Origin of the sequence: Sphingopyxis sp. (genome assembly GCF_016793825.1) — a bacterium.
GTDB lineage: Bacteria > Pseudomonadota > Alphaproteobacteria > Sphingomonadales > Sphingomonadaceae > Sphingopyxis.
On sequence record NZ_JAEULM010000032.1, the window covers coordinates 1 to 10,268 of the forward strand.

The 10,268-nt window shown below is 62.7% G+C and carries 7 protein-coding genes; 3 read left to right on the top strand and 4 right to left on the bottom strand.

What is annotated here, in order from left to right:
* Together JNM03_RS09750 and JNM03_RS09755 are read right to left on the bottom strand one after the other, a co-directional pair.
* The coding region (locus tag JNM03_RS09750) for a hypothetical protein (protein ID WP_294036260.1) at positions 1 to 2,959 on the bottom strand (2,959 nt) is incomplete at its 3' end.
* Positions 2,956 to 7,686 carry a hypothetical protein gene (locus JNM03_RS09755; RefSeq protein WP_294036261.1) on the bottom strand — a complete coding sequence of 1,577 codons (4,731 nt, stop codon included), beginning with the start codon at positions 7,684 to 7,686 and terminating at the stop codon, positions 2,956 to 2,958. The genes JNM03_RS09750 and JNM03_RS09755, both read right to left, overlap by 4 nt.
* Positions 7,687 to 7,770: 84 nt before the next feature.
* Between JNM03_RS09755 and JNM03_RS09760 the strand changes: the two genes are divergently transcribed.
* The 3 genes from JNM03_RS09760 to JNM03_RS09770 all read left to right on the top strand — a co-directional run bounded on the left by JNM03_RS09760 (position 7,771) and on the right by JNM03_RS09770 (position 9,132).
* A complete protein-coding gene (locus JNM03_RS09760) occupies positions 7,771 to 8,016 on the top strand; it encodes a BrnT family toxin (protein WP_294036262.1) in 246 nt (81 codons plus the stop codon).
* Complete coding sequence (locus JNM03_RS09765) at positions 8,013 to 8,285, top strand: BrnA antitoxin family protein (RefSeq protein ID WP_294036263.1); 273 nt, start codon at positions 8,013 to 8,015, stop codon at positions 8,283 to 8,285. Before JNM03_RS09760 ends, JNM03_RS09765 begins: the two co-directional genes overlap by 4 nt.
* Before the next feature lie 73 nt (positions 8,286 to 8,358).
* Positions 8,359 to 9,132 carry a hypothetical protein gene (locus JNM03_RS09770; protein ID WP_294036264.1) on the top strand — a complete coding sequence of 258 codons (774 nt, stop codon included), beginning with the start codon at positions 8,359 to 8,361 and terminating at the stop codon, positions 9,130 to 9,132.
* Between the two features lie 173 nt (positions 9,133 to 9,305).
* On the opposite strand, the gene JNM03_RS09775 is transcribed toward JNM03_RS09770, so the two are convergent.
* Both JNM03_RS09775 and JNM03_RS09780 read right to left on the bottom strand, forming a co-directional pair.
* Positions 9,306 to 9,629, bottom strand: coding sequence for a hypothetical protein (locus JNM03_RS09775; RefSeq protein WP_294036265.1), 324 nt, complete (start codon positions 9,627 to 9,629; stop codon positions 9,306 to 9,308).
* Positions 9,630 to 9,736: 107 nt separating this feature from the next.
* Positions 9,737 to 10,054 (bottom strand): hypothetical protein, encoded by a 318-nt coding sequence (locus JNM03_RS09780; protein WP_294036266.1) that lies wholly within the window; start codon positions 10,052 to 10,054, stop codon positions 9,737 to 9,739.
* Positions 10,055 to 10,268: the final 214 nt, after the last annotated feature.

Genomic DNA, 10,268 nt, shown 5'->3' on the forward strand with positions numbered 1-10,268 from the left:
CCGTCGCCGCCGCTATCGCGTTGTACGACGCATTGCGCGATCCGACCATTTGCACCTCATAGGAGCCGTTGGCCGTCAGTCCGGTCAGCGTCCCGGTCGGATTGACTTCGCCCGGCGTGTTTTCGCCGGGTTCGCCCGGCAAATCCGGCGTCTTGATGGCGCTGCTCGGACCCGAGCTGAAGCCGGCATCGATCCATGTCCCACTGCCGACGGCACGATATTGCAGCTTTGCGGTGAGCCGCGCCTCGCCGTTGCCCGAGCAATAGAAACTGGCGAAGCCGGAAATGGCCAGTTTGCCGGTCGACGAGGCGGGAAGCACGGTGCTGGGACCGGATGACCCATAGCTGCCGCTGCCCCACCATGACGTCGAACTGAAATTGACCGACACCTGCCCGCCCGATGCGGGGTCGCGCTGGCGCGAGAAGCTCACCTTGCCTTCGACAACCTGCCCGTCGGTCGCGGTAAACGTCCACGGCACGAAGCCCGAATCGGCGGACACGGTATCGATCGTGAAGCCGCCAGAAATGGCGGTTGCGGTGCATCCCGAAGGCGTCCCGATCGACACGGTCCCGCCGATGGACGCGCCCGCCTTCGTCCCCGAAATCGCGATGTTGAACGGCAACTGCCCGGCTTTCACCGTGCCGTCGCTGTCGGCAGTGAATTGCTTGTTCAGCGGGATCGCCACGGCGCTGACCGGACTGATGCCGTCGGCTCCATCGGTTCCGTCTGCCCCATCGGTGCCGTCGGCGCCCGCCGTGCCTGCTGCGGTGAACGACAGGATTCGGGCGGATTGGCCGAGGCTATAGAGGCTCGTGTCGAGGAACAGGTTAAGTCCCGCCGGTGCGGCAATTTCCCGCAGCACGGCGAACGCGCCAGAGGTTGATCGCACCGAATAAATGACGCTTTTGTCATTGTAGGTGATCGTGAATATGTCGCCAGCCGCGAAGGTGCCGTAGGGACCGTTGTCGTTCCCGCTTTCATAAACGATCACGCCGTAGCCGGGGCTCGGGTTGAGGTAGATCGCATAGTCGAGTGAGCCGTACGAGGCGTCAGCGGTCGGATCGGTGTTGAGGCCGACCATGATAACAGCGTTCGGATCGTCCACGACGAAGCTCACCGAGGCGCCCCGCTTGTAGCTCTCGGTCGAATGGACCGACGCATTCCATGCCGCGCCGCCCGCGACCTTGATCAGCTTGTTCCCGGCCAGCACCGTGTTGCTGTTGAAATTCGCCAGCCCGAAATTCGGCGGGCCGACATAGGGCGACCAGTCATAGTCGAGATAGTTCGTGCTTTCCGTAGGCGTCGTCTTGCCCGTCGCGATCCCCTGATAGGTTCGCGAACCGGGAGTGCCAGGGTTGAAGTTGAACGACCCGTCCGGCGCGTCGGCATAGGCGTACCAGGTGTACAACGTGACGCCGTTCGTGCCGGGCGCACCGGGAGCGCCAGCGGCACCGGGCGCCCCGGCAGCACCAGGCGCACCATTGGCAAAGGCGACGACGGGCGGCGACCAGGCGCCGAAGTCGGCGGTGCCGCCGCGACCTGACTTCCACGCGATGGCGTCGACGGTATAGGCGGGATCATCCCCCGCCGTCAGGCTGACGCTCCATCCCGCCGGCGGCGTCGTCTCCATCGTGTCGAAATCGAAACTGCCGCCCGTCGGCGTCGCGGGCGCCGTCGCGCTGCGCTTGTACAGCGTCTTTTCGACGATCGAGATGCCTTCGAAGGATTCGACGACGGGCGCCGCCTTGGACAAACCTTCGACCGTCAGCGACAACGTGCTGACTGACTGGCCGACCTCGATCGAGAAATCCTTGAAGAACCCATAAATGATCAGCGCGTCGATACTGTCGTCGGCGATCCACAGCGCGGGTCGCCCGCGCGAGGCGGCCACGCGGTTGGCGACGCGGTCGATCGCGCTGCTCGCGATCAGCGCGCGCGACGTCATACGCTTCGCCCAGGCGCGCTCGACGATCGTCACTTCGCCGAAATCGTCGACCTCCTTGCGGCTGTAATCGTCGATCCCCGCGGTCGGCGCGTCGCCCGTGACGCCAAGCGTCGCCAGATCGCCAAAGATCAGCGTGCCGACGGACACGGTACCCGATCCCGTCACTGTCACGGTCAGGTTGCCGCCCGCGCCCGGCAGGTCGAGGAACGTTACCGCGCCGGGGCCGACAGCCTTCGTCTGGTCATAACCCGACCCCTGCACGCGCACCGTCGCGCCGGCGACGTCGAGCAGCGCGACCGCATCGACCGCGCCGGGGTTGACCGTGATGACGACGCTGCCGGCCCGGCTGGTCGCGGTGCCCAGCGCCTCGTCCAGCATCGCCCATCGGTTGGTCGGTCCCAGATCCAGCCATTTCCCCGAAACGCCCGCCGGGTCGTTGCCGACGTTCGTCGCGACAAGGCTTTCATAGATCCGGTGCGTCGCCGCCTTGATGACGCGCGCGCCAGCCGGATAGACGGTGATGACATTCCATTCGGGCCAGTCGGTTTCGGGCACGTTGCTCGACACGATCATCCCGGACGTGAGGGCGACGGGGCGAACCATCCGCAGTGTCGAGGCCTGCCCCGCCGGCGCCGCTTCCTCACCGCCGTCCGCGACCGTCTCGGTCTCGGCAAGGCCTTCGATGGTCAACGAGCAATAGCTGATGGGAGATGTCGCGAGGTCGAGGCTGAAATCCTTGTAATACCCCTGAAAATTCAGCCAGGCGATATCGTCGTCGACGATCCACTGCGCCGCGGTCGCGCGGAGCGCCGCCAGTCGGCGCTGGACGGCATCGACCTCGTCGAAGGGCAGGGCGAAGCGCAGCGACATCCGGCGCGCGAACGCCCGCTTGACGACGGTCGTCACCCCGAAATCGTCGGTGACGCGCCGGCTGAAATCGGTGATCCCGATCGTCGGACTGATTTCGGTTATGCCCAGGTCGACGACCTCGGCATCGGGCCCGATCACCTTCATGCCGCCGCCTGCCTCGCCTCGGTCGTGATCGCATCGCCGCCGCTCTGCGTCGTCACATCGTCCAGCTTCTTCGCGACCCTGCCGGTGTTGGCGGCGATCGTTGCCAGCGCGGCATTCTGTTCCTTCCGCATTTGCTCCAGTTTTTCGGTCAATTCCGCACGAAGCTGCGAAGCCGCCGCGCCATTGTCGTTCGTCGCGCCACTGGTCGGCTGGCTGAACAGGCCCGCGTTGAGCAGGGCGGCGTTCGTCGTTGGCGTGCCCACCCCGGTCGCGCCGATCAGCGCGTTGGTCTGCTCGAGGTTCGCCGCGATCATCGCGCGGATGCGGTCAAGCTCCTGTCGGCTGGTCGCCGAATCCTGCGCCGCGGCGAGCAAGGCCTGCGAAAGCTGCGGCAGGGACTTTGCCGCGTCGATATCCCCGCCACGCGCCTGTCCGGTCGCTGCGTTGAACTGGCCCAGCAGGGCGGCATAGGTACCCGCGCCGGTCGCGTCGTTCAGGCCGCGGATGCGGCGCACCTCGTCCATGATGCTGTCGCCGGCTGATTTCCAGGCGTCCGCAAGGTCCTGCGCCGCCTTGGCCGCCGCCTGCGCATCCTGCACCGCCCAGATTTCCTGCTGCAATGCGCGGTTGCTCGCATCGAGCTTGGCGAGTTGCAGCGCGCGCAGCGCCGCCGTATCGCCGCGCAGCTCCAGCAGTTGGCGTTCCAGGTCCTGCCGTTCGGTCGCGATGTCGGCCGCGCTCTTCGCCCCGGCCATCGCCGATTGCAGGTCGGCAAAGGCGGGCGCGAGTTGCAACAGCGTCGCATACACCGACCGGCCCGCCTCGGTATTGAGGTTCTGCGCCTCGACCAGCGAACGGAACGCGGCAAGCGAGGATGGCATCGCGACGCCCAGGCTCTGGAAGACCGTAGCCATTTGCGCGGCGCGCGCCGCTGCCTGTTCCTCGCGAGAATAGAACAGCGAGAAATACTGGCTGGCCGCGTTGGTCAGGTCGCCGACGCTGTCGAACTGGTCGGCCAGCGCCAGTTTCGTCGCGAGGCTCATGCCCTGCGCGCTGTTGCCCAGAAGATCCAGCGAAGCGCCGACCGCCTCGACGGTCGACGATACCCGCACCAGCGTTTCGAACAGGCCTTCACCGGCCTTCTGGAAGGCCGCGATGCCGGGAAAGGCCGAACGCGCCATATTGTCGGCGGCAGCCCCAAAGACCGCGGTCAACTTTTCCTCGATCTGCTCGCCGGTCAATCCCTTGAGGTCCACCTTTCCGAGGGAGAAAACGAAGCTGTTCAGCCGTTGTTGTATTTCCGTCGTCGCGATGCCCAGCGGACCGGCCGCCGCAAGAATTGCATCGTTGAAGCTGCGGAGGATCAACGTGAACTGCTGCTCAAGCGCGGGGTCGACCGCACCGTATTGCGTGGAAGTCTTGTTGCTCGTGGTGATGCCGAAGAGCTTCTTCTTCTTTTGGACATCTACGAAAGTTTGGGTGTCATAACCCCCATCGAGAATCGAACCCAGCGACTGCGATCCACCATAGAGACCCGACCCCAAGATCGTCGTTTTACTCCCGAATAGCGATTTCAGGACGTCTCCCACGATCGGGATTTTGGTCAGCAATGCGCCAATGCCAGCGCCAACAACGCCAAAGAGCGCGCCGCCGACACCAGCCAGCACAGTGCCAGCATTGCTATTGAAGCCTTCCTTTATGTTGCTGTTTGACGTGATGCCTTCGGGATTGCGAACGATCAGCGATGCCGCGCCGCCGATCTGGTTATCGATCGACCGCAGCGAATCCGCCATCTGACGGCTATACGACAGCATGATCGTATCGATGTCGCGAAGCTGGTTGATCGCCCGCGTGATGCTTTCGCTCTTGGCCTGGCTGTCACCGAGAACGGTGCCAGACCCGTCGTTTGTCGCCGCGGGCTGCTTGGATTTTCCGCCCGACGAGAAGCCGAGCGAGGCCATGACGCCGATCATCGCGGCGACAGCGGGGAAAGCCCACGGGCCGAGCATGGCAAACATCCGGGCGGCCCCGGCCGCGACGTTGACGGCCGTATTCGCGAGCTGCACCAGCGCGAAGGCTTTCTCGGCGGCGGCCATGGCCTTGTAGCCGGCCGCTCCTTCTCGAAACAGGTTCTTGCTCGCACCGAGGAGCGCGGTCGTGCCTTCCAGCGCCAGTTGGCTGTTCTCGCGGCGGATGCGCGCCTGATCCCAGCCATCCTTTTTCGCCTGCTCGGCAAGGGCGCGTTCTTGCTGCTGATAGGTCACGAGGATGTTGAGGGCATCGCCGATCGCTTGTCCGCCGCGCCCAAATGCGTGGGCTATCGCATCGCCGGCCGCCTGCGCGACGGTGATGACTGCCTCGAACTCTTCGTGCATTCTGCGGATGTTTTCGGCCTCCCGCTCGGCGGCAGCATCCTTCCCGATAATTGCCAACTTCGCGGTGCGATATTCTTCCCAGCGCGCGGTCGCGACGGCGATCCCGTCACCCATATTTTTGGCGAGAAACGCCTCCTTCTCCAACTCCAGCGCTGCGGCGGCGCGGGCCGGACCGACGAGGCCGTATAGCGCCAGTTCGTCGCGCAGCGGCTGCATCACATTGGCTTGGAAATCCGTAGCTGATTTGGCGTCGATCGACTTCTCTCTCGCGGCTGCCGCGTCGCGGATGGACTGCTTCAGCGCATCTGTCGGCGCCTTCGCGATGGCGGCGGCGTCGGCATAGGCGCGCAACTGCTTCGCGCTGAGCCCGGTCTTCGCGGCCTCGTCCAGTTGAGTGGCGGCATAGTCCTGCGCAGCTTTGACTGTGAGATCATAGGCGCGCTTCGCCTCTTCGAGAGCGCGCGCTTTCTGTTCATCGACCTTCGAAGTGTCGGGCGATCCCTGCCAAGCTACGTGGAAATGATCGTTGTGATCGCCGGGCTTGCTTGCGCCGCGGCCAGGTCCAAACAGTTGCTGGGTACCGGTACGATTGCGCCGTATATCGACCCCGGCGTTTTTCAGGATCTGCTCGACCTCGGCCGTCGTATACTGTCCCATGCCGCCGCCCGGTACGAAATCAATCGCCCGCCCAGCGTAGTGATCAGAACCTTTCGCGTGCTGGCCGCCGGTCGTGGATGTGATGCGCGCGCCTGGAAAGAGCTGCTTGATGAGGGCGACCATGTCGCCAACGCGGGCATCGCGCGCTGCGAACGTTGTACCCTGCGCGCCCGTCTCACGTTTCGCCTCGCGATAGAGATCCAGCTCCTTCTCTTGGAGCTTCAAGAGCCGTTCGCGCTCCGTGCGATACTCCGAGACGGACTTCCGGCCGGAATCATATGCTATTTCAAGCTTGCGCAGAGCTTCGCCATACCGGTTCGTTATCGCAGTCTCTCTATTTAGCGCGGCAGCAACCTCCTGATTAGCAATCGCCTTTTCGACCTCCCGCAAATCTTCCCGGAGTTTTGTCAGACGCGCTTGAGCGGCGTCAGCCTGCATCCCAAGCCCTGCCTTGATCTCCGCGCCGCCTTTCGAATTTGCTGATTGGGCGAAGAATGCGGCGTCGGCGGCCGCAAGTTCCGCCTTTGCCTGTTTCACAAGCTCGATCGCCTTCTCCTGCGCCGCCTTTGCGGCTGCATAGGTCAGTTCCGTCGAGTTCCTCTGGGAATCATTGTACTCGCGGACGCTGGCAACAAGCGCATCATAACTGCTCTTCTGAACGTCGAGTTTCAGCTTGAGATTGTTCGCCGCGTCGGCGCCCTCTCCCATACCCTTGGAGAACATACCGACGAGCATCACTGCCCCCGTAAGGGCGAGGCCCCATGGACCCATGAAGAACCGCGCAACCGCTTCGGCCTTGCCGCCTACATTGGCGAACTGTCCTGCAAGCTGGGCGCCTTGCACGGCGAATGCGTTGATCGGGTTGGCGCCCATCGAGACTTGCGTGATGAAATCCTGAACCTGGTACGACACGCCCAGCATGGCTTGATTGTGGGCCGCCGCGCTGGCTGCGCCGCGCGTATGCCCGGCAGCGCTGGCGGCGAGCGCAGCCCGCTCGATCCGCAGCTTCTCGACATAGTCGTCAAGGCTGATGGCGCCGGCGCTGATCAGAGTGCGGGCCTCTGCCATCTCGGCATTGAAGCGTTGTTGCGCCGCCGCGGCGGGGTTGATCTCGGCAATCAGACGCTGGGCGCGCGCGGCAAGGTCGGCGTCAGCCGCCGCCTTCGCGCGTACGGCGGCCTCCTGCTGCCGCATCGCCGTGACGCCTTCGCGCACCCGCGCTTCGAACATCTGGTGAGCGAACGCCGCCTCTCGAATGGCTTGCGCATCGGCCTCCGCCGCCGCAGCGACCGCGCGCTGGGATGCTTGCAGGGATTCCAATTGATCGCGCAGGCGGCCGGCCTGTTCGGTCAGCCCCAGTTTTTCAGAGGCGAGCGCGGCGGTCGCAACCTTGTTGGCTTTGATTTCCGCGCTGCTTTTTCCGAAATTGTCGATCTCGCGTTGAAGCTGCTGCGACAGGCGTTCGCCATTTCGCTCGGCCGCGTTGCGCTCTCTCGTGAACGCGCGGGTCTCCTGCGCAAGGTTGCGCAGGGCGTCGATCGGCATGCCGGTCGCCCGCTCCATGTCCTGCATCTGGCGAAACATGCTGGCCGCCGCTTCGCCCACCAGATCGTCCAGGGTCCGCAGTTGGCCGAAGCTGTCGCGGAAATCTATTGAGAACCCGATTGATAGGCCGCTGTCGTCGATGTCTTCCATGGCGGCCCTCCCGGCGATCAGCGTTCACGCTTTTTGTTATTACGAATTGCTTGACATGGCTTCTAATTGTTACTACAAAAAGCCATGATCATCGTTTGGGACGAACCGAAGCGCGCAGCAAATCTTGCCAAGCACGGCATTGATTTTGCGGACATCACGGAAGATTTTTTCCTCTCCGCGCTGGTTGGAGAGGCCAAAAAGGGGCGCTATTTCGCGATCGGTCGTCTTGATGGTGTGATCGTCGTTATTTTTGCCGCGCTCGGGACCGAAGGTGTTTCGATTGTCTCCGCCCGACCCGCAAACCGTAAGGAAAGAAAGGCACTTTCATGACCAGCCCGAAATATTCTCGCGCCGATTGGGACGAGGTGAGCGACAGCCCCGAATTGACGGCAGAGCAGATCGCAACCGCGCGTCCGTTCGGGGAGGCGTTCCCAGAGATTGCCGCCAGGATGCGGCGCGCGCGCGGCAAGCAGAAGGCGCCAACCAAGGTGAGCACGACGCTGCGTCTCGATGAAGACGTGATCGCCAAATTCAAGGCCGACGGGCCGGGCTGGCAATCGCGGATGAATGAAGCGCTGCGCGCGGCGGCTGGATTTTGAGCGGCCGCACGGCGACCAAAGCCAACCGTCACTCCAGAACGTCTTCCCCGGCTCTTTTTGATCGGTATCTGATATGACAAAGACCTTCAGCGATGGAATGCCGACAGCGGAAGGAACCATACGCTTCCACACAACGCAATTTGCCGTGAGCTCATTCATGGGCAATGGAACCGGCGGTGTGGTGGATCTGCTGCTTTTCACGCCGGGGGACGAGACAAACTATGCGACCCTTCTTTCTGCTGAAGGGACATGGCAGCTCGCTAACGCTTTGGTTGGCGCTGCTGGTTCGATTCCGAAATTGCCTCCAGTCGCTCCTGCAAACGTTGCAGGACAGATGGCGGGCAAGCCTCCCAAGGGTCCCGGGACACAGACTTATTTCGACCAAACATATGACACCGCCGTGATTCAAGCGCTGGGCGTCCTAGTGATCCGGGTAAACCTGCTCGACCAGAAGCTCATTGAACTTAGCGCCGCGGTTTCTGGGCTGAAATTGAAGCAGGCCCACAACCAGTATTATTCCACGGCAAATATGAAGGCCAAACTGGACTCCCTTCGCAGCATTCTCGACGTGTCCGAACTAACCGAAGACATCATTCGGCAGATAAAATCCGTATTGGATTTTGTCAAAAAGGTGTCCGATCGCCGCAATGACTTAATCCACGGCCGCTGGTCATACCGCTCGGGTAAACACCGCACGGTCAAGTACAGCCCCAATTCCAAAGTGAAGGAAGCGGAGATCACGGTAACGGAGAAACTTGTCCTCAACCTCGTTGAAGATTACGGCATCGCTCACATGCGGCTGATGTCCGCCATTTCATCAGTCGCAATCCACCGTAATCCCTCCTGAAGGACTGCGCGAACGCCGTCATTCACGCTGCCTTCGAGTTGGTACCCCATCTCGTCATACAGCGCTGCAACCCCTGCCTCGATCATGGCGGGAGGTATCTCGATTGCCGGCCTGACGCGCCCGCGATGAGCGGGTTGTTCGAGTTGCTTTCTCATGTTCACTCCCGCCAACCGTCACCCCAGAACGTCTTCCAGCGCCGCCTCATCGGCCGCACGCTCGGATTGCGTCACGCCCGGCACGCCCCAAGGCGGCGCATCCGTCGTAAGTTCGCTGTTCGATTTCTGCGCCAGATAGGCGATGGACAGGTCGCGCAGCAACTTGACCTCCCACGGCTCAAGCGTGACAGCCATTCCCTGCTGCCAGTTGGCAATGGTGGTCCATCCGAGAGGCGCGGCCGCCATGCCGCCACTCTCCACCATCCCGATATCCGTGAACCATTCGATGAAATGCGGCATCGGGTTAGGGGGCATGCGCGGGTTGATCTTGTCCCGCTTCATCGCGTCGAAGCGGGAGAGCTTGTTAGGCTCTCCCTGCTTCTCCCCATTCGGGCGGGGCGGCAATTGCGGAACGGCATAAAGCCATGCCAGTTGCCGCGCGTAGAGGATCAGTTCCCGGCAGAGCCGGGCTTGTACTTTCCCCAATCGTTGAAATGCCTTTCGGCCTGGGCGGTGATGTAGCCCAGTTCGGGGTCCGAATAGACCGCCAGGAAGAGCTGTTCGCCCGTCAAATCGCCATGCGACAGATTTTCGAAGGAGATCGTCAGCGTAGCAAGATCTTCGGCATTTTCGACGAGTGCTTCCTCCGACGTAGCGGCGGTGATCTTGCCCTCGTTTTCGTTGATGCGCTTCAGCGTGCGTGCCGTGCGCCGCGATTTGACCGTCCCGGCGGCACGGCTGCCGGGCCCGTGCATGATGATACGCACGGCCTTGTCGCCGTCATAGATGGGCTCTCCATCGGCCGATTTGACATGGAAGCCCGCGCTGGGGGCTACTTTGAGTGAGGATCAGCGTGCAATAGGCACCCCCTTCGTGGGGTGATCGGCGTGCAAAAAGGACCCCTTCATCCCGGGGATTTAGTCGGCCGACTGGTTTTGATCAGTTGGCGAGAACGGGATGTTGATCGTGGAGACAGTGGTT